26 protein-coding genes and 1 riboswitch are annotated in these 24,260 nt (G+C 71.7%); of the genes, 7 read left to right on the forward strand and 19 right to left on the reverse strand.

Annotated elements, in window-relative coordinates:
- Positions 1-23: 23 nt before the first annotated feature.
- The 5 genes from ACYVP9_RS07825 to ACYVP9_RS07845 all read left to right on the forward strand — a co-directional run bounded on the left by ACYVP9_RS07825 (position 24) and on the right by ACYVP9_RS07845 (position 6,019).
- Entirely contained in the window at positions 24-1,355 is a 1,332-nt protein-coding gene (locus ACYVP9_RS07825) for a TerD family protein (RefSeq protein WP_460604134.1), read from the forward strand.
- A 110-nt stretch (positions 1,356-1,465) separates the two neighbouring features.
- Positions 1,466-3,862, forward strand: coding sequence for a glycoside hydrolase family 3 protein (locus ACYVP9_RS07830; RefSeq protein ID WP_460604135.1), 2,397 nt, complete (start codon positions 1,466-1,468; stop codon positions 3,860-3,862).
- A gap of 166 nt (positions 3,863-4,028) precedes the next feature.
- Complete coding sequence (locus ACYVP9_RS07835; RefSeq protein ID WP_460604136.1) at positions 4,029-5,237, forward strand: alkane 1-monooxygenase; 1,209 nt, start codon at positions 4,029-4,031, stop codon at positions 5,235-5,237.
- Positions 5,238-5,258: 21 nt separating this feature from the next.
- Complete coding sequence (locus tag ACYVP9_RS07840) at positions 5,259-5,432, forward strand: rubredoxin (protein WP_460604137.1); 174 nt, start codon at positions 5,259-5,261, stop codon at positions 5,430-5,432.
- Complete coding sequence (locus ACYVP9_RS07845) at positions 5,429-6,019, forward strand: TetR/AcrR family transcriptional regulator (RefSeq protein ID WP_460604138.1); 591 nt, start codon at positions 5,429-5,431, stop codon at positions 6,017-6,019. The genes ACYVP9_RS07840 and ACYVP9_RS07845 overlap by 4 nt, the downstream gene beginning before the upstream one ends.
- A gap of 15 nt (positions 6,020-6,034) precedes the next feature.
- On the opposite strand, the gene ACYVP9_RS07850 is transcribed toward ACYVP9_RS07845, so the two are convergent.
- Positions 6,035-6,718, reverse strand: a complete 684-nt coding sequence (locus tag ACYVP9_RS07850; RefSeq protein WP_460604139.1) for an anti-sigma factor family protein — start codon at positions 6,716-6,718, stop codon at positions 6,035-6,037.
- Entirely contained in the window at positions 6,715-7,242 is a 528-nt protein-coding gene (locus tag ACYVP9_RS07855) for a sigma-70 family RNA polymerase sigma factor (protein ID WP_460604140.1), read from the reverse strand. The genes ACYVP9_RS07850 and ACYVP9_RS07855 overlap by 4 nt, the downstream gene beginning before the upstream one ends.
- Positions 7,243-7,377: 135 nt before the next feature.
- On the opposite strand from ACYVP9_RS07855, the gene ACYVP9_RS07860 reads away from it, so the two are divergent.
- Positions 7,378-7,890, forward strand: a complete 513-nt coding sequence (locus ACYVP9_RS07860) for a Rieske (2Fe-2S) protein (protein WP_460604141.1) — start codon at positions 7,378-7,380, stop codon at positions 7,888-7,890.
- Positions 7,891-7,964: 74 nt separating this feature from the next.
- Here the strand turns inward: ACYVP9_RS07860 and prcA are convergent, their stop codons facing one another.
- The 4 genes from prcA to ACYVP9_RS07880 form a co-directional block, all read right to left on the reverse strand.
- Positions 7,965-8,759: a proteasome subunit alpha gene (prcA, locus tag ACYVP9_RS07865; RefSeq protein ID WP_460604142.1), complete on the reverse strand. Its 795-nt coding sequence runs from the start codon at positions 8,757-8,759 to the stop codon at positions 7,965-7,967.
- A gap of 25 nt (positions 8,760-8,784) precedes the next feature.
- Complete coding sequence (prcB, locus tag ACYVP9_RS07870; RefSeq protein WP_460604325.1) at positions 8,785-9,576, reverse strand: proteasome subunit beta; 792 nt, start codon at positions 9,574-9,576, stop codon at positions 8,785-8,787.
- 123 nt (positions 9,577-9,699) lie between these two features.
- Positions 9,700-10,392, reverse strand: coding sequence for an endonuclease VII domain-containing protein (locus ACYVP9_RS07875; protein ID WP_460604143.1), 693 nt, complete (start codon positions 10,390-10,392; stop codon positions 9,700-9,702).
- 61 nt (positions 10,393-10,453) lie between these two features.
- The gene (locus ACYVP9_RS07880; protein WP_460604144.1) at positions 10,454-10,660 is read right to left on the reverse strand and encodes a ubiquitin-like protein Pup; all 207 of its coding nucleotides are present in this window, start codon (positions 10,658-10,660) and stop codon (positions 10,454-10,456) included.
- A gap of 127 nt (positions 10,661-10,787) precedes the next feature.
- On the opposite strand from ACYVP9_RS07880, the gene ACYVP9_RS07885 reads away from it, so the two are divergent.
- On the forward strand, positions 10,788-12,446 hold the full coding sequence (locus ACYVP9_RS07885; protein WP_460604145.1) for an alkaline phosphatase D family protein: 1,659 nt from the start codon (positions 10,788-10,790) through the stop codon (positions 12,444-12,446).
- Between the two features lies 1 nt (position 12,447).
- On the opposite strand, the gene ACYVP9_RS07890 is transcribed toward ACYVP9_RS07885, so the two are convergent.
- The 13 genes from ACYVP9_RS07890 to ACYVP9_RS07950 all read right to left on the reverse strand — a co-directional run bounded on the left by ACYVP9_RS07890 (position 12,448) and on the right by ACYVP9_RS07950 (position 24,259).
- A complete protein-coding gene (locus ACYVP9_RS07890; protein WP_460604146.1) occupies positions 12,448-13,854 on the reverse strand; it encodes a VWA domain-containing protein in 1,407 nt (468 codons plus the stop codon).
- A complete protein-coding gene (locus ACYVP9_RS07895; protein WP_460604147.1) occupies positions 13,851-14,723 on the reverse strand; it encodes an AAA family ATPase in 873 nt (290 codons plus the stop codon). Before ACYVP9_RS07895 ends, ACYVP9_RS07890 begins: the two co-directional genes overlap by 4 nt.
- Positions 14,724-14,736: 13 nt before the next feature.
- Positions 14,737-15,405, reverse strand: a complete 669-nt coding sequence (locus ACYVP9_RS07900) for a GNAT family N-acetyltransferase (RefSeq protein ID WP_460604148.1) — start codon at positions 15,403-15,405, stop codon at positions 14,737-14,739.
- 40 nt (positions 15,406-15,445) lie between these two features.
- Entirely contained in the window at positions 15,446-15,958 is a 513-nt protein-coding gene (locus tag ACYVP9_RS07905) for a hypothetical protein (RefSeq protein WP_460604149.1), read from the reverse strand.
- A gap of 165 nt (positions 15,959-16,123) precedes the next feature.
- Positions 16,124-16,462: a metallopeptidase family protein gene (locus ACYVP9_RS07910; protein ID WP_460604150.1), complete on the reverse strand. Its 339-nt coding sequence runs from the start codon at positions 16,460-16,462 to the stop codon at positions 16,124-16,126.
- Positions 16,459-16,866, reverse strand: a complete 408-nt coding sequence (locus tag ACYVP9_RS07915; RefSeq protein WP_460604151.1) for a Fur family transcriptional regulator — start codon at positions 16,864-16,866, stop codon at positions 16,459-16,461. Before ACYVP9_RS07915 ends, ACYVP9_RS07910 begins: the two co-directional genes overlap by 4 nt.
- 40 nt (positions 16,867-16,906) lie before the next feature.
- Entirely contained in the window at positions 16,907-19,783 is a 2,877-nt protein-coding gene (gcvP, locus tag ACYVP9_RS07920) for an aminomethyl-transferring glycine dehydrogenase (RefSeq protein ID WP_460604152.1), read from the reverse strand.
- Between the two features lie 75 nt (positions 19,784-19,858).
- Positions 19,859-19,970, reverse strand: a riboswitch (glycine riboswitch).
- A 53-nt stretch (positions 19,971-20,023) separates the two neighbouring features.
- Positions 20,024-20,602: a MerR family transcriptional regulator gene (locus ACYVP9_RS07925; protein WP_460604153.1), complete on the reverse strand. Its 579-nt coding sequence runs from the start codon at positions 20,600-20,602 to the stop codon at positions 20,024-20,026.
- A 183-nt stretch (positions 20,603-20,785) separates the two neighbouring features.
- Complete coding sequence (locus ACYVP9_RS07930) at positions 20,786-21,247, reverse strand: bifunctional nuclease family protein (protein ID WP_460604326.1); 462 nt, start codon at positions 21,245-21,247, stop codon at positions 20,786-20,788.
- A gap of 100 nt (positions 21,248-21,347) precedes the next feature.
- Positions 21,348-22,121 (reverse strand): MerR family transcriptional regulator, encoded by a 774-nt coding sequence (gene ftsR, locus ACYVP9_RS07935; protein WP_460604154.1) that lies wholly within the window; start codon positions 22,119-22,121, stop codon positions 21,348-21,350.
- On the reverse strand, positions 22,121-22,642 hold the full coding sequence (gene odhI, locus ACYVP9_RS07940; protein ID WP_460604155.1) for an oxoglutarate dehydrogenase inhibitor Odhl: 522 nt from the start codon (positions 22,640-22,642) through the stop codon (positions 22,121-22,123). Before odhI ends, ftsR begins: the two co-directional genes overlap by 1 nt.
- 208 nt (positions 22,643-22,850) lie before the next feature.
- On the reverse strand, positions 22,851-23,237 hold the full coding sequence (gcvH, locus tag ACYVP9_RS07945; RefSeq protein ID WP_460604156.1) for a glycine cleavage system protein H: 387 nt from the start codon (positions 23,235-23,237) through the stop codon (positions 22,851-22,853).
- A 119-nt stretch (positions 23,238-23,356) separates the two neighbouring features.
- A complete protein-coding gene (locus ACYVP9_RS07950; RefSeq protein ID WP_460604157.1) occupies positions 23,357-24,259 on the reverse strand; it encodes a DUF881 domain-containing protein in 903 nt (300 codons plus the stop codon).
- Position 24,260: the final 1 nt, after the last annotated feature.

Below are 24,260 nucleotides of genomic sequence, written 5' to 3' on the forward strand. Positions count from 1 at the left end.
TCACGGTTGGAACACTCAGGCGCGTGACCGAACTGAACCGTGGCGGCAACACCGCCGTTCCCACCGCCGTGCTCGAGCTGTCCGTGACCGGCGCGGCTCCCGGCACCGTCGACCTGTTCGTCCTGCAGCTCACGGCCGCTCGCACGGTGCGCTCGGACGCCGACCTCGTGTTCTTCAACCAGCCGACGTCCCCGGAGGGTGCCGTCCGGCTGACGTCCGGGGACGCCGTGACGATCGATCCGGCCGCCGTCCCGGCGGACGTGGCCGAACTCGTCGTCGCCGTCGCCCTCGACGACGGGGTGCCCGGGTCGCTCCGGGACGTGCCGGGCCTCGGGGTCCGGGTCGGCGGCGGGGCCGACGTGCAGGCGCCCGCGGTCGACCTCACCAGCGAGCGGGCGGCCGCGCTGGTCGAGCTGTACCGCCGCGGTGACGGGTGGAAGCTGCGCAACGTGTCCGCGGGCTGGGACGGTGGCCTCGCCGACCTCGTCCGCGAGTTCGGGGTGAACGTGGACGGCGAGCCTCCGGCGGACGCTCCCGCGGCGCCGCCCCCTCCGTCGGCGCCGCCCACTCCGTCGGCTGCGGCCCCGGCGGGGACGCTCGATCTGGGCAAGCGCACCGGGCGCATCGACATGGTCAAGGGCCAGCGGGTGTCGATCGAGAAGTCCGACCTGATCGTCGCCTCGATCGAGTGGCCGCCCGACACCGACTACGACGTGTTCGCCCTGATCCACTACGCCGACGGTCACAGCGAGACGGTCGCGACGTTCGGAACCGACGAGGACGAGTCGTTCAGCCTGACCTCGTCCGACGGGGCCGTGCGGCATCTCGGCGACGTCGGTCGCCGCGAGGACGACGACGAGGACGACCTGCCGCCGCCGCCGGATCGCGTCAAGCTGCCCGGCGAGTCACGCAAGGATCGCAAGGCGCGCGAAGCCCGCGAGGCCGCCGAACGCGAGGCCAGGCTGGCGGCGCTGCGGGCGGAGCGGGCGGCGCAGGCAGCGGCCGCACCGGCCGTCGTGCAGGAGCGCATCGAGATCCGCCCGCACCCCGGCATCGTCGCGATCACGCCGGTCGCGTACTCGGCGCAGTCGAACGGCGAGGGGTCGTTCCGCCGCTACCGGGTGTCGATGGCGATCGACAACGGCCGCGGCACGACGGTGCGCATCGACGCGGCCAACGCCGACGACGACGACTTCGTCTTCAGCTGCGTCCCCGGTGTCATCCGCGTCGACGGCGCCGACGTCACCGTCGACGCCGTCGAGCAGTACTCGGCGTCCGGGTCCGAGCGCCGTCCGGTGCTTGCTGCCGACGGAACCGTGACCATGGACGCCGGGCCGGAGAACGACTTCAAGTAGGCACCGACGTCGTTAACTTCCCGTTCAGATCATTTTGTTCGGTCTGGACACTTTTGTCGCTTCGGGTCAGGGTGGTCGGGCGTCCGCAGACCCACCCGCAAAGGAGCGGCATGACCGACACCGTCGACACCCCGTCCGACCCTCGTCCCTCCCCCGGTGAGCCGTCAGCACCGTCGGGCCCGTCCCGGCGCCGCATGCTCGGCGTCGCCGCCGGCGCGACCGCGCTCGGCGCCGCGGCGACGAGCGGAGTGTTCGGCCTGACGCCCTCCCAGGCGGCGCCGGCGCCCGCCGGTCCCGGAGCACCCGGAGCACCCGGCGCCAGGCGCAACCCGGTCGACCCGCCGCTCCCGCGCGACACCCGTCGTCCGGGTCATGGTCGGTTGGACAAACCGACCGAGCGCAAGATCGACGCGCTGCTGAAGAAGATGACGCTCGCCGAGAAGCTCGGCCAGCTGCAGCTGGTGAACACCGCCGACCTGGCGAAGGAAGGCCTGTCGCAGCCGGGCGGCGTCGGCGGCCTGTTCAGCGTCACCGACTCGAAGGTCCTCGACGAGGTGCAGCACCAGGCGGTCGAGAAGACCCGCCTCGGCATCCCGCTGATCTTCGGCCTGGACGTCATCCACGGGTACGTCACGAACTTCCCGATCCCGCTCGGCGCCGCGAGCAGTTGGGACCCCGAGGTCGCGCGCACCGACGCCCGCATCTCCGCCGCCGAGGCTCGCGCGAGCGGCCAGCACTGGACGTACGCGCCGATGATGGACGTGACCCACGAGCCGCGCTGGGGACGCATCGCCGAGGGCAACGGCGAGGACCCCTACCTCACCTCGAAGTTCGCCGAGGCGAAGGTCGACGGCTACCAGGGCAGCGACTACTCCGACGACGACCGGCTCGCGGCGTGCATGAAGCACTACGTGGCCTACGGCGGCGCCGAGGGCGGCCGCGACTACAACACCGTCGACGTGTCGCTGCAGCGGCTGCACAACCTGTACCTGCCGCCGTTCCTGGCGTCCGTCCGGGCCGGCGTCGCGACCGCGATGGCGTCGTTCAACACGATCTCGGGCGTGCCGGCGCACGGCAACGCCTACGCGATCCGCGACGTGCTCAAGGACCGCTACGAGTTCGACGGCTTCGTCGTCAGCGACTACACCGGCATCCAGGAGCTCATCGCCCACGGGCTCGCCGGCGGCGGTGCCGACGCCGCGGCGGCCGGCATCACGGCGGGTGTCGACATGGAGATGGTGTCGACGAACTACGTCGACTACGGACGCGCGCTGCTCGCGTCCGGTCGCATCACCCGGGCGCAGCTCGACGACGCGGTGCGGCGACTGCTGCGCATCAAGTACCGGCTCGGGTTGTTCGCCAACCCCTACACCGACCCCAGGAAGGCCGTCACGAAGATCAGCGCCGCCAACGCGCGAGCGGCGCGGGCAGCGGGGTCGCGCTCGATGGTGCTGTTGCGCAACGCCGCCGTCTCGGGCTCCGCGGTGCTGCCGCTGGCGAAGTCGACGAAGAAGATCGCCCTGATCGGGCCGCTGGGCCAGGCCACGACCGACCTCAACGGCACGTGGGCGGGCCTCGGACCGCTCACGCCCCCGGTCACCATCGAGCAGGGACTCAAGAACGCCGGCTTCTCGGTGACGTACACGAAGGGCGCCGCGGTCATGGACTCCGACCGTTCGGGCTTCGCCGCCGCGGTGGCCGCCGCGAAGGCCGCCGACGTCGCGGTGCTTGCCGTGGGCGAGACCGCCGACATGAGCGGTGAGGCCGCCGCCCGCAGCGACATCGGGTTGCCGGGCGTGCAGCAGGCCCTGGTCGACGCCGTCGTCGCCGCGCAGCCGAAGACCGCCGTCGTGCTGATCAACGGACGTCCGCTGACGATCGCCGACCTGCTCGCCACCGCCCCGGCCGTGCTCGAGGCGTGGGCGCCGGGCTCGCAGGGCGGCAACGCCATCGCCGACGTGCTCACCGGAAAGGTCAACCCGGGCGGCAAGCTGCCCGTCAGCTTCCCGCGTGCCGTCGGGCAGGTGCCGATCTACTACAACCACGAGAACACCGGACGTCCCGCCGACCCGGACAACAAGTACTCGTCCAAGTACCTGGACCTGCCGAGCGGACCGCAGCTGGCGTTCGGGTTCGGCCTGTCGTACACCACGTTCGAGGTGTCGAACCTGCGGCTGTCGACGCACACGCTGCGCCGCCGCAACGGCGAGGTGCGGGTGAGCGTCGACGTCCGGAACACCGGCTCGGTGGCCGGGGACGAGGTCGTGCAGCTCTACATCCACGACCCGGTCGCGTCCGTCGTGCAGCCGGTGAGGCGCTTGCGCGGCTTCGAGCGCGTCACTCTCCGGGCCGGTGAGAAGCGGACGGTGCGCTTCACCCTCACGCCGTCGGACGTCGGGTTCTACGACAGCGACGCCTCGTTTCTCGTCGAGACCGGCACCGTCGAGGTCTACGCCGGGACCAGCTCCGACGACACCCCGCTGCAGGACGAGATCAAGGTCGTCTGACCCGCCCGGCTCCGTCCACCCACCCTGTCGAGTGGCGCGGAAACCTCGCCAGTGGCGCGGAAATCCGCGCCACTCGGCGGGGTTTCGCGCCACTCAACCGGTGTGGGGAGCGGGGCGTCCACGCCAGAGGTTTACAAACCAGGCCGTCGTGTCTACGGTCTGGACCATGAGCCTTTCGGTGTCGAACGCCCAGCTGTCGATGTCCGGCGAGCGTCCGGCGTGGCGCGACGGCAAGCGGTACCTGTGGTTGCTCGGCATGGTCGTGCCGCTGTTCCTGTTCGTCGGCTGGGGCCTGGTCAACCTCACCGGGTGGGGCGTGTTCTGGTGGATCGGCCCGCTCGTGCTCTACGTCGCGATCCCACTGCTCGACGTCGTGATCGGCGACGACCCCACCAACGCTCCCGAGGACGTCCTGGCCTGGCTCGAGCAGGACCGGTACTACCGCTGGGTCACGTACCTGTTCCTGCCCTGCCAGTACCTCGCGTTCTTCCTCGCGTTCTGGCTCATGACCCGCAACGGCGGCATGGCCGTGATCGACAGGGTCGGCCTCACCGTCTCGATGGGCATGCTCAACGGCGTCGCCATCAACACCGCGCACGAGCTCGGCCACAAGAAGGAGCAGCACGAGCGCTGGTTCGCCCGCATCGCCCTCGCGCCGTGCGGCTACGGCCACTTCTTCGTCGAGCACAACCGCGGGCACCACGTGCGTGTCGCCACCGCCGAGGACCCGGCGAGCAGCCGGCTCGGCGAGTCGTTCTGGGCGTTCTGGCCGCGCACGGTCGCCGGCTCCGTCCGCAACGGTTGGAAACTCGAACGCACCCGGCTGCGCCGCATGGAGAAGAGCGTGTGGTCGTGGCGCAACGACGTGCTGAACGCGTGGGCGATGACGGTCGTCCTGTGGGCCGTCGTCGTGCTGCTGTTCGGCGTCGGCACCCTGCCCTACCTGCTGCTGCAGGCGGTTCTCGCGTTCAGCCTGCTCGAGGCCGTGAACTACCTGGAGCACTACGGACTGCTGCGGCAGACCACCGACAAGGGACGTCCGGAGCGGGTCACCCCGCGGCACAGCTGGAACTCCAACCACCTGACGACCAACCTGTTCCTGTACCACCTGCAGCGGCACAGCGACCACCACGCCAACCCGACGCGGCGCTACCAGTCGCTGCGCCACTTCGACGAGTCGCCGCAGCTGCCGGCGGGTTACGCCGCGATGATCCTGATCGCCTACGTGCCGCCCCTGTGGCGCCGCGTCATGGACCATCGCGTGCTCGAGCACTACGACGGCGACGTGACGCTCGCGAACATCCAGCCCTCGAAGCGCGAGAAGATCCTGGCCCGCTACGGCCGCCCCGAGGCCACCGAGCCGCGGGCCGCCTGACCGGTTTGGCATCCTGAGGTCATGGCCCGGTACCGCTGCGAGGTCTGCGACTACGTCTACGACGAGGCCGCAGGTGCCCCGCGCGAGGGCTTCCCCGCGGGCACCGCGTGGGCCGACGTGCCCGACGACTGGACCTGTCCCGACTGCGGCGTGCGCGAGAAGGTCGACTTCGTCGCCGCGGACGGCGCCCCGTGACTCCCGCCGTCCCCTACGCAGCCGCTGCCCGCGCCCTGCTGCGCGAGACCGTCGTCGGCGCCGTCGACGAACTCACCCGCACCCGCGGATGGGCGGCCACCACGATGGCCGACATCGCGAAGGCGGCCGGTGTCAGCCGGCAGACGCTCTACAACGAGTTCGGGTCCCGTCCGGCGCTCGTCGAGGCGTACGTGACCCACGAGATCGAACGCATCATGGTCGACGTCGCGGACGCGGTGCGCTCGCACGCCGACGACGCCCACCTCGCGCTGCGCAGCGCGTTCGAGCTGTTCCTCAAGCTCGCCTCGGACGAGCCGATCGTGCAGCTCGTCCTCAACGACGCCGAGACCGGGTCGCTGACCCGCATGCTCACCGGCGTCGGGCAGACCGTCGCCGGCGAACGCATCGCCGAGCTGATCGCCGAGATCTGGCCGCAGGTGCCGCCGCCCGACACCCGCATCGTCGCCGACTCGCTGGTGCGGTTGGCGATCAGTCACGCGATCGTGCCGGACGACGACCCCGGCGTGGTCGCGACCGGCGTCGGGCGCATGCTCGCGCCGTTCGTCGACCAGGTACTGGGCGACTGACCGTCCGCTCGCGCCTCAGGGCTCCAGGATCATGATCGGACGGCCGTCGTCCATCGTGATCTGCACCTGCGCGATGCGGTCCTTCGACACCTCGGTGCCGCCGACGAACGTGGTCGTTCCGGGCGCCACCGCCCAGCTGCCGGTGTCGTGGTTGCGCTTGTCCTTGTCGACGACGACGAGCCGGTAGGTGATCGGGCGCAGCGGCTGCAGTTCGTAGCGGCAGCGCAGGTCGATGCGGGTGCCCCACTGCTCGGACGTCAGCACCGCCGTGGCGTGCACCGGTGTCGACGGGCGGACGGGCGCGAACGCCTGCTCGGCCGGACGCACGCCGCCACCGCTGCTGGGCCAGACGAGCACCACGAGCGCCACCAGGGCCGCGGCCGCGACGCCGGCGAGGGTCGTGACGAGCGTCCGTCGCCGGCGACGCTCGCGACCGGCCTGCCGCAGCAGCCCGGGCAGCAACTCGTCCGGGAGGTCGGCCGCGGGAGCGTCCGATGCCGCCGCACCGAGGACGTCCGCTGCCGTCACGGCGCGCAGCAGGTCGGCCGTCCGCCGCATCTCGGCGACCCGGGCGCGGCACGCCGGGCAACCGGGCAGGTGCGCCTCGAACGCGGCCCGGTCGTCCGAGTCGAGCGTGCCGAGCGCGTAGGCGCCGTCGTAGTGCCGGAACGGGTCGTCTCCGATGACGGAGCCGCTCACGAGACACCTCCCAGTTCGTCGAGGGCCACGCGCAGCGCGCGCAGGGCGTAGTGGGTTCGTGACTTCACGGTGCCCGGCGCGACGCCGAGGGCACGGGACGCCTCGCTCACGGAGGCGCCGCGGAAGTAGGTCTCGTGCAGCACGGCCCGGTGCTCGGGCGACAGCGTGCGCAGGGCGGCGAGCACGACGTGGCGGTCGACCGCGTGGTCGGTGGCGTCCGGGACCGGTTGCTCCGGGACCGTGTCGGTGACCCGCTCGCGGCGGTGCCGGCTCGAGCGCCACTCGTCGATGACGATGCGCTTCGCCACGGTGAACAGCCACGCGCGCGGCGACGGCCGGGTGAGCACCGACGGGTTGCGCCAGGCCCGCAGGAACGTCTCCTGCACGACGTCCTGCGCCCGGTCGCGGTCGCCGTTGGTCAACCCGACGACGTAGGACCACAGGGCCGGCCCGTGCTCGTCGTGCAGCGCGCGCAGCAGGGCGCCGTTGGTCGCGGCGCCGCCGGTCGGGGCACGGTCGGGCACATCGGCCAGTGTCCTGTCCGCACGCAGGGACGTCGACGTCGCGGGTGCCACATCATCACTACGGATCGGCTGAGGTTCCGGTTCGAATCCGGTTGAGGACTGAACCGATCCGGGGCGATCGCCGTTGCAGCGGGTATGAGCATCGATTCCTCCGTCACCCGCCGCACCCTTCTCGTCGCCGGGGCTGCCACCGCCGGCGTCGCCGCGCTGGCCGCCTGCTCCAGCTCGGACGGCTCCCCCGAGGCGACGTCGGGCAAGTCCCAGCCGCCGGAGACGTCCGCGCCGTCCGGCACCTCGGCCGCGCCGACGTCCGAGGGCTCGTCGTCCCAGGGAGGGTCGTCCGGTGGCGCCTCGGGCGACTCCCTGGCCGCACTGGCCGACCTGAAGGTGGGCGAGCCCAAGGAGGTCGACCTGCCCGGCGGCAAGAAGGGGCTGCTGACGAAGACCTCGGCCACCGCGGTGGCGTGCTTCAGCAACGTGTGCACCCACCAGGGGTGTTCGGTGGCCCCCGACGGCAAGCAGCTGGCGTGCCCGTGCCACGGGTCGACCTTCAACGCCGAGACCGGCGCCGTGCTCGGCGGGCCGGCCCCGTCGCCGCTGCCGAAGATCGCCGTGAAGGTCGTCGACGGGCAGGTCGTCGCGGGCTGACCCGCGCCGAGGGGCCGGCCGGGGTTACGCCTCGGCCGGCCCGGAGGTCCCCGCGTCGGTGGGGCCGGCCGGGGTTACGCCTCGGCCGGCCCGGAGGTCCCCGCGTCGGTGGGGCCGTCCGGGTTCGCGCCGCCGCTCGGCGTGTCACCGGACTCGGCCGGTGCGTCCTCGGCGGTGGTCGGTTCGGGCAGCAGCGCGGTGAGCGCGCTGCCGGCGTAGCGGCGGAACTTGCGCTTGCCGCGGTTGCGGTCGAGCACGGCGACCTCGAGCTGCGCCGCGGTGAGCACCCGGCCGTTGTCGGCCGTCGTCATGAGCGCGCCGACGGTCGAGGCGAGCGCGTCGCGCAGCGACTCGCCGGCCACGTAGACGCGCCGCATCTCGGCGGTGAGGGCCTCGGCCTGGCCGCCCATGACGAGGAACTCGGGCTCGTCGACGATGGTGCCGTCGTAGGTGAGCCGGAAGATCTGGTCGTCCTCGGGGGTGGTGCCGACCTCGGCCACCGCGATCTCGACCTCGTACGGCTTCTGCTGCTCGGTGAAGATCGCCCCGAGTGTCTGGGCGTAGGCGTTGGCGAGGCCGCGGGCGGTGACGTCGCGACGGTCGTAGCTGTAGCCGCGCAGGTCGGCCAGGCGGATGCCGGCGACGCGCAGGTTCTCGTACTCGTTGTAGCGACCGACGCCGGCGAAGCCGATGCGGTCGTAGATCTCGCTGACCTTGTGCAGCGCGGAGCTCGGGTTCTCGGTGACGAACAGGATGCCGTCGGCGTACGTGCGCACGACGGCGCCGCGGCCCCGGGCGATGCCCTTGCGCGCGTACTCCGAGCGGTCGCGCATGATCTGCTCGGCCGAGGCGTAGAACGGCATGCTCATGTCGGTCTCCTGGGTCTCGGCCGGCTCAGGCGCCCGGGCGCGCTTCGCGCTCGGCGATGATCGAGCGGACGACGGTGTCGAGCTCGTCCTCGGCGATGCGGACGGTGCCCTCGGCGGTGGCGGTCATGACGACGGGGTAGATGCGGCGGGTGACGTCGGGACCGCCGGTGGCGGAGTCGTCGTCGGCGGCGTCGTAGAGCGACTCGACGACCACGCGGACGATCTGGTCGCGTGACATGCCCTGGCGCCACAGCTTCTTCAGCGCGCCGCGGGCGAACAGCGACCCGGACCCGATCGAGTGGAAGTAGCGCTCGGACGAGCACGAGCCCGTGACGTCGTAGCTGAAGATCTTGCCCGCGGCGGCCGGGTCGGCGACCTCGGGGTCGAAGCCGGCGAACAGCGGGATCGCGGCGAGGCCCTGCAACGCCATGCCCAGGTTGCCGCGGATCATCGTGGCGAGCCGGTTCGCCTTGCCGTCGAGCGTGAGCTCGGTGCCCTCGATCTTCTCGAAGTGCTCGAGCTCGACCTGGTACAGGCGCACCATCTCGAGGCCGAGCCCGGCGACGCCCGCGAACGCGATGAGCGTGTAGTCGTCGGCGGCGAAGACCTTCTCGATGTCGCGCTGGCTGATCAGGTTGCCCATCGTGGCGCGGCGGTCGCCGGCCATGACGACGCCGTCGGCGAACTGCGCCGCGACGATCGTGGTGGCGTGCGGAACCGTCAGCGACGGGTCGGGTGCGCTCGGCAGCAGGCCGGGTGCCGCGGCGGACAGGAAGTCGGTGAACGACGACGAGCCCGGGGCCGTCGCGTGCCGCATGATGCCGAGGTCACCGACTGCGGGTCGTCCGGTGCGTCCGTCGATCGTCACGCGCTCTCCTCTGCTCGCGGGCCCTGTCTTTTCGACCCTACCGATCGGGACGCAGCCGCTGCGGCGGCACCGTCAGGCGATGAGGCTCGGCGGGATGTCGCGCGGTTCGTCCGGCGGGCGCGGGTCCTCGAACGGCGGCGCGAACGCCACCACCACCCCGGGCGGACGGGTGTAGGTCGCCGCCGCGCCGCGCTCGAGGTAGTGCACGGCCAGCATCATCAGGTCGGCGCGGTCGCGGAACTGGCCCAGCGCACCGTTGCAGTTGAAGCAGAGCAGACCACGCACACGTCCGGTCGCGTGGTCGTGGTCGACGTGAGCCGCCGGCGCCTCGCGGCAGATCGCACAGACGCCGCCCTGTTCTGCCAGCATGTCGTCGAAGTCAGCCTCGGTGATGCCGTAGCGCTGCTTCAGGTGATAGTTGCGCGTCGATCCGTGCACCTTGGCACGGTTGCGGTCCTTGATGGAGTTGAAGCAGGGCGTGCAGTACGGATTGACACCGTTCGCCTGTGCCTGGTTCGGCGCGAATGCGTCGAGCAGCTTGACCGCATCGCACTCCGGACACCACTTCGACCCCACGGGGACATCGGCCGGACCTTGCCCATGGCGAGTGCGAGGCGGGCCGAGTCGCCGCCGGCGACTCTCGATCACACGACGGCGCGAGCACGGCGCGCAGTAGAAGGAGAGCCCATCGGCGTTGCGCTCGTTCCGCGTGAATGACGTCAGCGGAAGATCCGATTGGCAGTCCTTGCAGAACTTCGTCGTCATGCCACCAAATTAGGTCGCAGTTACGACAATTTCAGTGCGGCCCGACAATCGGACATAGAGGTCATTGGCCGCCTTTTTGTACAAAACTTCGTACGAAGTCCTCAGCATTCGTCTCGAGCACGTCGTCGATCTCATCGAGGATCGCATCGACGTCCTCGGTCAGCTTCTCGTGCCGCTCGGCGACGTCGGAGTTCGCCTCGACGGCCTCGTCGACCTGGTCCTCGGTCTGCTTCTGCGGCCTGGACTGGCCGGACTCATGAGTAGGCATGTCAGGCCCCCTCTCTCGATCCCGCCACAGTAGCCCGCGCAGGTTGCGGACACATGGCGACGGGCACCTGGCGCACCCGCACGGCATTCTGCGTGCCGCAGGCGATGCGCGGGCACCGCTACGGGGTATGACCCGCACCGTGCCCCGCCTGCTGATCGGACCCCTGCTGCGCTACGTCGACGCGACGAGCGCGACGATCTGGGTCGAGACCGACGCGCCGTGCGAGGTGACGATCGCCGGCGTCCATGAGCCCACGTGGACGGTCGAGGGTCACCACTACGCGCTCGTGCAGATCACCGGTCTGCGGCCGGGCACCAGCACGGAGTACGACGTCCGCCTCGACGGCGAGGAGGTCTGGCCGGACCCGCGATCGTCGCGTCCGCGCAGCCGCATCCGCACCCAGGATCCCGACCGGCCCGTCCGTCTCGCGTTCGGATCCTGCCGTTACGGCCGCGGCGCGGTGAAACTGTCGGACAAGAAGTTCGACCCCGACTCGCTGGCCTGCTATTCGCGGGTGCTGACCGACGCGTCCGACGACCAGTGGCCGGACGCGCTCGTGATGCTCGGCGACCAGGTGTACGCGGACGAGACGTCGGAGGCGACGCAGCGGCGCATCCGCGCCCGCCGCGACATCGAGTCGGGCGCCGGCGAGGAGATCGCCGACTTCGAGGAGTACACCTGGCTCTACCTCGAGTCGTGGACCGACCCGGACGTCCGCTGGCTGATGTCGACCGTCCCCAGCTGCATGATCTTCGACGACCACGACGTGCGCGACGACTGGAACACCTCGCACGAGTGGCGCGAGGACATGCGGCGCACCGACTGGTGGCAGACCCGCATCGAGGGCGGGCTCGGGTCCTACTTCGTCTACCAGCACCTCGGCAACCTGTCCCCCGCCGAACTGGCCGACAACGAGGTGTTCCAGCAGTTGCGGCACGGCACCGACGCCGAGAACACGTTGGTCCTGCGGGCGTTCGCGGCGAGGGCCGACAGCGAGGCCGACGGGCACAAGGGCGCCCGGTGGTCCTACCGCTGGGACTTCGGCCGCACCCGGCTGCTCATGATCGACAGCCGGTGCGGACGGATCCTCGCCGACGGCCGCCGCTCGATGGTCGACGAGGACGAGTTCGCGTGGATCGAACAGCAGGTCGACGACACGGCCGACGGCGGGTACGACCACCTGCTCGTCGGCACGTCCCTGCCGTGGCTGATGGCCCGCGCGCTGCACGACATCGAGTCGTGGAACGAGGCGCTGTGCTCGGGCGGCCGCGGGGCCCGGTTCGCCCGCTGGTCGGAGAAGCTGCGCCGCGCGGCCGACCTCGAGCACTGGGCGTCCTTCCTCACGTCCTTCGAGCGGCTGGGCGACCTGCTGCGCTCGGTGGCCGCGGGTGAGCGCGGACCCGCTCCGGCGACGGTGTGCGTGCTCTCCGGCGACGTGCACCACGCGTACGTCGCCGAGGCCACCTTCGCGCAGCCGGTGACCTCACGCGTCTACCAGCTGACGTGTTCGCCGTTGCACAACTACGTGCCGGGGTTCATGAAGCTCGCGTTCCGCATCTCGTGGAGCACGGTGACGGAGCGGTTCGTGCGCGTGCTGCTGGGCCTGGTGCTGCGCGTGCCGCCGGTGTCGGTGCGGTGGCAGCGACTTGCCGGCCCGTTCTTCGGCTCCGAGATCGCCGAGCTCGTGCTCGACGGACGGCGCGCCGAGACGGTCCTGCGCCGCTCGGCCGGGTCCGAGGAGTCGGACGAGCTGACCGAGGTCGACCGCCGGACGCTGGCCGCCTGACTCAGCGAGCGAGGTCGCGGACGAACTCGCTCAGCTGTGCCAGGTTGCGGCACTCGACCATCGGCACCACCGCGCCGTAGTCGCTCGCCCGCGAGTCACCGGTGTCCCACGCGGCCCGACGCTCGGGGTTGAGCCAGTGCGCGTGCTTCGCCCGTCCGACGAGCGTGCGCAGGGTCGGCAGAGCGAGCTCGCCGTAGTTCGACCGCGCGTCGCCGAGGATCAGCAGCGAGGTGCGCGGGCCGACCGCGCCGGCATGACGATCGGCGAACAGCTCGAGCGCACGTCCGTAGTCGGTGCGTCCGAACAACCAGGTCACGTCGGCCTCGGCGGCGAGGCGGGTCAGGGCATCGACGACGTCGGCGCCCGGACGGAAGAACCGCGTCAGCTCGTCCAGCTCGTCGACGAACCCGAAGGCGCGCACCCGGCTGAACTGCTCCCGCAGGGCGTACACGAGCAGCAGTGTGAAGTGCGCAAAGGAGGTGACCGACTCGCTGAGGTCGCAGAGCACCACGAGATCGGTCTTGAGCGGGCGCTTCGGACGGTGCTCGGTCTGCATCGGCACACCGCCGGACGACAGCGCCGCACGCATCGTGGCGCGCATGTCGAGCGCACCGCGCGTGCCGCGGCGCTCGTCCTGTGCGAGGCGGGCCGCGAGTCGCCGCGCGAGGGGCTGGACCTCGCGGCGCAGCGCCGCCACCTCGGCGCGTGTGGCCCCGAGGAAGTTGACCGTGTCCAGGCTCGGCCGGGCCGCGGTGCGCGCGACCTTCGCCGGGTCGCCGTCCTCGGCCATGCGCCGGGCGATCTCGGAGCCGACCGCGCGTTCGAAGCGCTCGATGCGCCCCGCGACGGCCGTGCGCACCCGCTTCTCGGCCAACCCACCGCTGTCGCTGCCGACGAGCGCCTGCTGCAGCACCTGCGCCATCAGCGTGCCGGCCGACACCCTCGTGAGCACGGACAGCTGGGACCACGAACGCCCGCCGCGGGCGCCGGGCACGGACCCGAACGCGTCGACGGCGTCGCGGACCGCGTCGGTGAGCGCGTCGTCGCCGCCCTCGCGCAGGAAGTCGGCGACCTGATCACGGATGCGGTCCCGCACCGGGTCCTCCAGCGGGCCGCGCGGCGCCGCGTCCGGGTCCCGCGGCGGCGCCTCGCGCTCGGTGGCCGGCCGCGACGACGCGCCCACCACCGGCGGGTAGTAGAGGTCGAACACGGCGTCGAAGACCGGACGGTGCAGCGGTCGCTTCACCAGCGACGCGGCGAACGCGGCCCGCAGCTGCTCGCGGTCGAGCAGGTCGATCGCCCCGGCCGCGCGGACGGCGTCGAGGCTCTCGGCGACCGACACCACGAGTCCCGCCTCGCGCAGCGCGGCGGTGAAGGCGACGTGTCGATCGAGCAGCGTGTCGCTCACAGGCCGAGTTCCTTGACCGCCCGCTCCTGGTCGGACCGGTGCTTGAGCACGACGCCGAGCGTCGCGGCGACCGTCTCCTCGTCCAGGTCGTCGCGGCCGAGGGCGACGAGGGTGCGGGCCCAGTCGATCGTCTCGGCGACGGACGGCAACTTCTTCAGCTCCAGCGAACGCAGCGTCGCCGCGGTCTGCACGATGCGCTCGGCGAGCTCGGCCCGCACGCCCGGCACCTGCGACACGATGATGTCCCGCTCCCGGTCGGGCTGCGGATAGTCGAGGTACAGGTAGAGGCACCGCCGCTTCAGGGCCTCGGACAGCTCACGCGTCGCGTTCGACGTGACCACCACGAACGGCCGCCGCGTGGCAGTGACCGTGCCGAGCTCCGGGATCGTCACCTGGAACTCCGAGAGCACCTCGAGCAGCAGCGCCTCGACCTCGACGTCGGTCTTGTCGGCCTCGTCGATGAGCAGCACCGTCGGCTCGTCCCGCCGGATCGCCGTGAGCAGCGGACGGGTGAGCAGGAACTCCTCGCTGAAGATGTCGTCGTGCGTGCGCTCCCACGTCGCCCCTGCCGCGTCGCCGGCCGGCTCGGCCTGGATGCGCAGCAGCTGCTTGCGGTAGTTCCACTCGTAGAGCGCCCGGGCCTCGTCGAGGCCCTCGTAGCACTGCAGCCGGATCAGGCCCGCGCCGGTGGCGTCGGCGACCGCCCGGGCGAGCTGGGTCTTGCCCACGCCGGCGGGGCCCTCGACGAGCAGCGGACGTTCGAGCGCGGCGGCCAGGTACACGGTGGTGGCGGTGGCGGTGTCGGCCAGGTAGCCGGCACCGGCCAGCGCCGTCGCGACCTCGGGCACGGAGGTGAACACGTCCGCCATCCTGCCCGTCCGGTCAGCCGTCCTCCGCGGGCAGGCCGAGATGCCGTCGGAGGGCTGCGACACCCTCGACCCGCACCGGCACGTCACCCCGCGCGAACGCGTCCGGCGTCAGCAGCCAGCGCTGGTGCAGCGCCCGCTCACCCGGTCGGCGCACCCGGGCCTGCGGCGCCCCGTCCGGCGCGTAACCGACCCGGCGGCTGACCGCGCCGGACACCGGGTTGTCGACGAACGCGCCGGACGTCACCCGCTCGGCGCCCAGGTGGTCGAACGCGAACGCGCACACCGCCCGCCGCATGGCCGTGCCGATGCCCCGTCCCTGGTGCCGCCGGCCCAGCCACGACCCGGTCTCGGCGGTGCGGACCAGGGCGAAGTCGCGCGCGTGCAGCCCCTGGACACCCACCACCTCGCCCTCGTGCCGGACGACGAGGTTGAGATTCCAGGCGTGGGGACCCAGCCCCGCCCGCGTCTGCCAGTGGTAGGCGGCGGCCCGCCACGGGAGCTCGTCCGCGGGCGCATCGGTCCACGGCACCGCGAAGGGCATGACGGCCGGGTCGTGCACACCCTCGACCGCCAGGTCGACGAGCGCCGGCAGGTCGTCGTCGCGTACGAGCCGCAGCTCGAGCGGACCCGCCGACACCCGCAGCGCGAACGGCGGGAACACTGCCTCGATCGTGGACGTCATCGCCCGAGTCTCGCGCGGTGATCAAACGCGTTCGCGCCCGTCACCGCGCCGGGTGCACCGACCTGGCGGTCCGCCCGAGCTCGCGCTGCGACCAGCGGTGGGTGTCGAGGTACACCGTCACGGCGAGACCGGGACGCACCAGCCATACGACCTTGTCCGCGCAGCGATAGCCCGGGTGGCCGCGCACCACGGTCGGTCGGTACACGGCCTCGCCCTCGGGCCGGTCCTCGTACTCGACGTACCAGTCCTGCAACGCCTGCGGCGTCGTGAGCTTCTCCCCGCGCAGCACGACGATGTTCGCGTCGACCTGCCAGCCCCAGCCCGAGCCCGCGTACCAGCGGCGGGATTCCCAGGTGCGCGACGCGAACGTCACGTCGTCGTACTCGTACTCGCCGTCGCTGCTCGTGCCCAGGCCGCGCGGCAGGTGCTCGACGACCATGCCGCCGACCTCGACCGGCCGCACGGACGGCCGCGCACCCGACGCGCCCGAAGCGCTCACGACCGACAGCGCCGCGCACAGCACCGCGATCAGCGGCACGACCACCCTCGTCATCAGACGTCGCATCGTCTTCCCCTCACCGGCCGCACCGTGCGGCCTCGGGGATCACCTTCGGCCGTCGCAGCGTCCGGGCGCCGACCGTGCCGCCGCGCTGTGGACGGCGGCCGCCCTGTGGACGCTCGTGCCCGTGGGAGTCGGTGCCGCGTGCTAGGGGCGCCGTCAGTAGCCGAGCTCGTGCAATCGTTCGTCGCTGATGCCGAAGTGGTGCCCCACCTCGTGCACGACGGTCGTGCGCACCTCGTCGATCACCTCGTCCTCGCTGTCGCACGCCGCGAGGGTCGCGAGCCGGAAGATCGTGATCTGGTCGGGCATGGCGCCGGCGTAGTCGGACAGCCGCTCGGTCAGCGGGATGCCCTCGTAGAGACCGAACAGGTGCGGATCGTCGCCGTCCTCGACCTGCACCACCACGTTGCGCATCAGCTTCGTGAACTCCGGCGGCAGGGTGTCGAGCGCCTCGGCCACGATCTGCTCGAACCGCGGCCGGTCGATCTCGATCATCGAGCGGCGGCGCACTGCGGGCAGAGCCCGAACAGCTCGACCGTGTGGTCGACATCGGTGTACCCGTGCTCGCGCGCGACCTCGCCGGCCCAGCGCTCGACGGCACGGCCCTCGATCTCCACCGTGCGGCCGCACACCCGGCAGACCAGGTGGTGATGGTGGTCGGTCGCGGTGTCACCGCAGTAGCGGTAGGTCGCCTCGCCGTCCGGCGTGTGAATGACGTCGACGACGCCCTCGTCCACCAGTGACTGCAGGTGCCGGTAGACGGTCGACAGGCCTACGGACCCGCCGTCCGTCCGCAGTTGCGCGTACACGTCCTGCGCGCTGCGGAAACCACCCTGGGCGCGCAGGGCCTCACGGACCGCTCCGCCCTGGCGGGTGGCGCGCTGCTTCGTCGGGGCCATCACGCCACCCTAGTCGGTAATCGTTATGAACAACCTCGGCTCACGCCTCGGCCAGCTCCTCCAGGGGTGGACACGCGCACACCAGGTTCCGGTCGCCGTATGCGCCGTCGATGCGGCGCACCGGCGGCCAGTACTTCGAGCGGCGGTCGACGCCGGCCGGGTACACCGCCAGCTCGCGCGAGTACGGGTGTTCCCAGTCGCCCATCACGCACGACGCGGTGTGCGGGGCATTGCGCAACGGGTTGTCCGTGACCGGCCACTCCCCCGCCGCCACCCGGTCGATCTCGGCCTTGATCGCGATCATGGCGGCGACGAACCGGTCGAGCTCGGCGAGGTTCTCCGACTCGGTCGGCTCGACCATGAGCGTGCCGGCGACCGGGAACGACATCGTCGGGGCGTGGAAGCCGTAGTCGATGAGCCGCTTGGCGACGTCGTCGACGGTGACGCCGGTGGCCTTGGTGATGCCGCGCAGGTCGAGGATGCACTCGTGGGCCACGAGGCCCTTCGCGCCGGTGTACAGCACCGGGAAGTGCTCGCGCAGCCGCGCCGCCACGTAGTTGGCCGCGAGGATCGCCGCGCCCGTGGCCGCCGTCAGCCCCTCGCCGCCCATCATGCGGACGTACGCCCACGTGATCGGAAGGATCGCCGCGGAACCCCACGGCGCCGCCGAGACCGCGCCACTGCCCGACGCGGGACCGGCCGCGGCCTGCGCCGGGTGATTGGGCAGGTAGGGCGCGAGGTGCTCGCGCACCGCCACCGGGCCGACGCCCGGACCGCCGCCGCCGTGCGGGATGCAGAACGTCTTGTGCAGGTTGAGGTGCGACACGTCGCCACCGAAGTGGCCCGGCTTGGCCAGGCCCACCATCGCGTTGAGGTTGGCGCCGTCGACGTACACCTGTCCGCCTGCGTCGTGGACGAGCCCGCACACCTCACGGATGTGGTCCTCGAAGACGCCGTGCGTCGACGGGTAGGTGATCATGATCGCGGCCAGCTCGTCGCGGTGCTTGTCGATCTTGGTGCGCAGGTCGGCGAGGTCGATCTCCCCCTCGTCGCCGCTGGTCCTGACGACCACGACGCGCAGGCCCGCCATGACCGCGGACGCCGCGTTGGTGCCGTGCGCGCTGGCCGGGATGAGGCAGACGTCGCGGGCGGCCTCGCCGTTGGCGCGGTGATAGTTGGCGATCGCCAGCAGGCCCGCGAACTCGCCCTGCGAGCCGGCGTTGGGCTGCAGCGACACGGTGTCGTAGCCGGTGACCTCGGCCAGCCAGGTCTGCAGGTCCTCGAACAGCTGCAGGTAGCCGTCGAACTGCCCGTGCGGCGCGAACGGGTGGATGTTCGCGAAGCCCGGGTCCGTCACCGGCTCCATCTCGGTGGTGGCGTTGAGCTTCATCGTGCAGGAGCCGAGCGGGATCATGCCGCGGTCGAGCGCGTAGTCGCGGTCGGACAGCTGCCGCAGATAGCGCAGCATCGACGTCTCGCTGTGGTGCCGGTGGAACACCGGGTGGGCGAGGAACTCCGACGTCCGGTTCTCGATCGAGTCGACGCCGGCGTCCAGCCGCTCGACGTCGTCGACACCGAGAGCCGCTCCGAAGGCCTGCCACACCGCTGCGACGTGCTCGCGCGTCGTGAGCTCGTCGCACGTCACGCCGACGGTGTCGGCGTCGACCCGGCGCAGGTTGATGCCGCCTTCGAGCGCCGCCGCGACGACGGCGTCGGCGCGACCGGGTACCGACGCCGTGACGGTGTCGAAGAAACGGCCGCCGGCGAGCTCCACACCGGTCTCGCGCAGCCCCGCCGCGAGGATGCCGGCGAGCCGGTGTACGCGCCGCGCGATCGCGCGCAGCCCGTCCGGACCGTGGTACACGGCGTACATCGAGGCCATGACGGCCAGCAGCACCTGGGCGGTGCAGATGTTGGACGTCGCCTTCTCGCGTCGGATGTGCTGCTCGCGCGTCTGCAGCGCGAGCCGGTAGGCGGGCGCGCCGTCGGCATCGACCGACACGCCCACGAGCCGTCCGGGCAGCTGACGCTCGAGGCCGGAACGGACGGCGAGGTAACCGGCGTGCGGGCCGCCGAAGCCGAGCGGCACACCGAAGCGTTGCGTGGTGCCGACCGCGATGTCGGCGCCGACCTCGCCGGGCGGGGTGAGCAGCGTGAGCGCGAGCAGGTCGGCGGCGACGATCACCTGCGCGCCGCGCTCGTGCGCCGCCGCGACGATCGGGGCCAGATCTCTCACCGCGCCGGACGCACCGGGGTACTGCACGAGCACGCCGAAGACGTCCCCCTCGGGCAGGGCGTCGGCCATGTCGTGTTCGACGACCTTCAGCCCGAGCGGCGTCGCGCGGGTACGCACCACGTCCAGGGTCTGCGGCAGGGCGTCACCGTCGACGACAAAGGTGTCGCCGGCCTTCGCGGCCCGGTGGGCCAGCGCCATGGCCTCGGCGGCCGCGGTGCCCTCGTCGAGCACGGAGGCGCCGGCGATCGCGAGCCCGGTGAGGTCCTCGACCACGGTCTGGAAGTTGATGAGTGCCTCGAGCCGGCCCTGGCTGATCTCGGGCTGGTAGGGCGTGTACGCGGTGTACCAGGCGGGGTTCTCGAGCACATTGCGGCGGACGACGGCGGGGGTGATCGTGCCGTGGTAGCCGACGCCGATCATGGACGTCAGCACCTGGTTGCGGTCGGCGAGCGCGCGCAGCTCCTCGGCCACCTCGGCCTCGGACCGGGCTGCCGGCAGCGACAGCGCCTCGGACTCGCGGATGCCGGACGGCACGGCGTCGGCGAGCAGCGCGCCGAGCGAATCGTAGCCGAGGGCGCGCAGCATGGTCGCCTCGTCGGGCGTGCCGGTGGTCGTTCCGATGTGGCGGCGCGCGAAGTGGTCGTCGCGTTCGAGGTCGGAGAGCTCAGGTCGAACAGGCATCGTCATCCCGAGGGTGGTCTCTCGCCGTCGCCGGACGGCGTCCCCCTCTGTCGGGACGATCCCTTCAGAGTGGCCTGTCGGCGCACGGTCCTGGTGCCTGAGAGGTTCCGGGGAGGTTGCCCCTTCGGCGCTGCCGGCGTCGTTCCTGGCGGGATCGACGCCCTCGCAGCTCTCCCGCGCGTGACGAAACAGCCGGTTACGAGATTACCAGCCGAAGGTCCCGCGGGACGGCTGACGCGATCAGGCGGTGGCGGAGCGGGCGCGCCGCCGGCGCGACAGCTCGTCGTCGGCGTCCGACGCGGCGGGCACGTCCTCGACGCCGACGTCGGCGCGCTCGCTGGGCAGCTGCTCGAGCGAACCGCGCAGCTCGCGCAGCGCCCCGCTGACCGCGATGCCGAAGACGCCCTGGCCGCCCTGCAGCAGGTCGACGACCTCTTCGGACGAGGTGCACTCGTAGACGGTGGTGCCGTCGGACAGCAGCGTCACCTGCGCGAGGTCGGCGACGCCGCGCGAGCGCAGCGTCTCGACGGCGACGCGGATGTTCTGCAGCGAGACGCCGGCGTCGAGCAGTCGCTTGACGACCTTGAGGACGAGGATGTCCTTGAACGAGTACAGCCGCTGGCTGCCGGAGCCGGTCGCGCTGCGGACGGTCGGCACGACCAGCGAGGTGCGGGCCCAGTAGTCGAGCTGCCGGTAGGTGATGCCGGCGGCCGCGCACGCCGTGGGGCCGCGGTAGCCGACGGTCACGACGTCGTCGACGACGGGCGCCAGCGCCGGGTCCTCGGCGAACAGGGACTGCTGCACCGGCTGCTCGTCCATCACATGCGCCCCTGTTCGGTTCCGTCCGCACGACCGGTGCCGTCCGCGGATGGAGGCACACGCCGTGTAATTGCACCGTCGTGATTCTCTGCGACGGTAGGCCGCGTCGTGCGGGCCGGTCAATCCGACGCGCCGTTGGGGATAACCCTCGAGTCGAGGTTGACCCAATCGTGACCTGGACGGTCACCCGCCCGAGGCGAAGTCCTCCGGCGTGATGGTGTCGAGGAACTCGCGGAACTTCTCCACCTCGTCCTCCTGCTCGTCCGGGATCTCGATCCCGGCCGCGTCGAGGACGGCGTCGGAGCCGAGGATCGCGACCTCGGCGCGCAACGCGAGGGCGATGGCGTCGGACGGCCGCGCGCTGACGGTCACGCCGCCGCTGAAGCGCAGCTCGGCGTAGTAGATGTCGTCGCGCATCTCGGTGATGTGGACGGCCTCGAGTTCGACCCCGAGCGCGGCGATGACGTCACGCAGCAGGTCGTGCGTCAACGGCCGGACGGTCTGCACACCCTGCTGCTGGAACGCGATGGCGGACGCCTCGACGGCGCCGATCCAGATCGGCAGGTAGCGGACGCCGTCCTCCTCGCGCAGCAGCACGACCGGTTGGTTCGCGGGGAGTTCGACCCGAACTCCGACGACACGCATCGGGTGCACGATCGCTGACCTTCCAGACATCCGGGTGGGGCACGCGCAGCGCCAGCTGCTGCCCTCCGACGCTACACGTTCGCGCGCCGGAGGGGTCGGCTCAGCTGCCGCCGATGACCTCGCGCAGGCCGATCTGCACGAGCGCCGCGTGCAGTCGCACCGACAGGGCGGCGAGCTCGCGCATCGTCTCGTCCGCGCGGGCGCGTGCCTCGTTGGTGCGCTTGCCGCCGTGCGGCCCGACGACCTGCGCGAACAGGCCGACCTCACGTTCGGCGGCGGTGCGGAAGGCACGCAGGTGGCGGCCCTCGAGGCCGAAGCGGGCGAGGTCGGCGACGATGCGCGCGACGGCGAGGGCGTCGTCGTCGTAGTGCCCGCCGGGCTTGGCGACGATGAGCCCGAACTGCTCGAGCTCGCGCAGCTGCTCGTCGCGCAGACCGGCGGCGTTCGCCAGCTCCTGCCGCGACAGGCGCATCGCCGGGTTCGCACTGCGGAAGTGCTCGGCCGTCGGCGCGTTGTCGGCGATGGTCGCGAGCGCGACGTGGGACGGACGGGGACTGTCGGTCGAGGTGCCCGGCGGGACGAGCCCGCGGTCGATCGCCTCGAGCTGCTCCTTGATGACCTTCAGCGGCAGGTAGTGGTCACGCTGCTGCGACAGCACGTAGCGCAGCCGCGCAACGTCCGACGCCGAGAACTTGCGGTACCCCGACGGCGTGCGCTGCGGCTGGACCAACCCCTCGCCCTCGAGGAAGCGGATCTTGCTGATCGTGAGGTCGGGAAAGTCGACCTTGAGGTGCGCGAGCACGTCACCGATGGTGAGCGTGCCCGCCCCGCCGGCCCGGCCGGCCGCACCACCCTGCGATGCCGGGGACGCCATCACGCGTTCTGGGTGCCGGCGCCGGTGCGCACCGCGGCGGTGAGGTAGACGAGCCGGAACTTGCCGATCTGCACCTCGTCACCACCGGAGAGCGGCGCCGCGTCGATGCGCTCGCGGTTCACGTAGCTGCCGTTGAGCGACCCCACGTCGTGGACGGTGTAGCCGCTGCCCTCACGGCGGAACTCGGCGTGCCGGCGACTCACGGTCACATCGTCCAGGAAGATGTCGCTGTCCGGGTGGCGACCCGCCGAGGTGACGTCCTGGTCGAGCAGGAATCGGCTGCCCGCGTTGGGGCCGCGCTTCACGACCAGCAGGGCCGATCCGGGCGTGAGCGCGTCGACGGCACCCTGGTGCGGCTCGACCGAGAACTCGGAATCGGTGTCGGGCAGCGAACCCGTGGTCGGGTTGATCGTCGAGGTCACGTCGGTGCCGCCGGACGCCGCCACCGGGAGTGCGGCGCCGCACTGGCCGCAGAAGTGACTTCCCGGCTGGTTCTCGCTGCCACAGGCGGTACAGAACACGCGGCCACCTTTCAGGTTCATGACTGCTGGTCGACCGTGCGGGCGCCTGGTGGTGTCTCAGGCCCACGGGATCGACGTGGGATCGGGGTGATGATCAGGACGGATGTCGCGTCGGCGAGTGCGCCGAGCCTAGAACCGGCTCTGCGCGAGGGTCAATCGAGGGTCGACGGTTGCCGCGGGCGTCCGACGCCTCCCGCGGCGGCGCCGGTCATCCGGCGAGCGTGCCGTAGGACGCGGGGTCGAGCAGGTCGTCGAGCTCGCCGGTCTCGGACGGTTCCACCTCGAACAGCCACCCCTCGCCGTACGGGTCGGAGTTGATCAGTTCGGGCTGGTCGTCGAGGGCGTCGTTGCGCGCCGTCACCGACCCGCTGAGCGGCGCGAAGATTTCGGAGACGCTCTTGGTCGACTCGACCTCGCCGATGCTCGCACCCTTCTCGACGGTCGCGCCGACGTCGGGCAGGGAGACGTAGACGATGTCGCCGAGCGACTCCTGCGCGTAGTCGGTGATGCCGACACGGACCGCGGCCGCGCCGTCGGACGAGCGGACCCACTCGTGCTCGGCGGTGTACTTGAGGTCCTCGGGGACGTCGGACATGCGCTGCTGACCTCCGGGGTAGAACGAGCCTGCTCGTGCTGCCGAAACCACGGCCGGGTGCGGCCGCGCGCACTGACACTACCCACGGCACGGGGCATGTCCGCGGGGCGGTCGGACGCCTATCTGGGTCGCACGTGCCGCAACGGCGGCAGTGTCCGGGTGACGGTGACGGCGACCCGGGCCCGCTCGGAGACCGAGAGCTCACCGCCCGCCGCACGCACCACCGCGGCGATACCGCCGGGGATGTTGAGGGCCGTGTCCAGGGTCGACGCCTCGCCGATCGCGATCACGCGGTAAGGCGGCTGCAGCGCGGTGCCGTCGACCGTCACGGGATCGTCCGCCGTGCCGCTGCCGGCCAGCGACGTCGTCGTCGTGACCCGCACGCCCTGCGTCGTGGCCGAACCGAACTGGATCGCCTCGGCACCCGCGCCGCGCAGTTCCTGGACGACGTCGAGCAGGTCCTCGCCGCCGAGCTTGCGGTCGGGGTCTGTGATCGTGACGACGACGCCGGGACCGGTGGCCGGCACGGTGCCGAGCAGCACGCCCAAAGCGTCCGCCTCACGTCGGGCCTGCTGCCGTGCGGCGGCGGCGCGGTCGCCGCTGTCCTTGAGCCGGTTGAGCGTGTCCTGCAGCTCGGCGATCTGACGCCGCAATCGGTCGGCGCGGGCGTTCTGGTTGTCGAGGATGCCGATGAGGTCGTCCTCGCGCAGCCCGCTCAACGCGTCGTCGGACGAGTTCGCGCGGACCTGGACGACGATCGCGAAGCCCAGCAACAGGGTGAGGATCCCGATGACCGCGGCGGACGCGTGCCGCCCGGTCAGCCAGTAGCGCCGCCGCGCCGGGTGGTCGGCGGGGATGGGGGTGCTCGCGACCTCGGGAGCGGCCTCGGCGGCGGCGGTCGCGTCGTCCGTGCCGTCCGTCTCTGCCGTGCCCTTCGTCTCTGCCGTGCCCTTCGTCTCTGCCGTGCCGTTCGTCCGGTCGCTCTGGTCCGGCTGCTCGTGCCGGCTGTCGGGCTCGTCCATC

The organism is Jatrophihabitans fulvus, assembly GCF_054781375.1.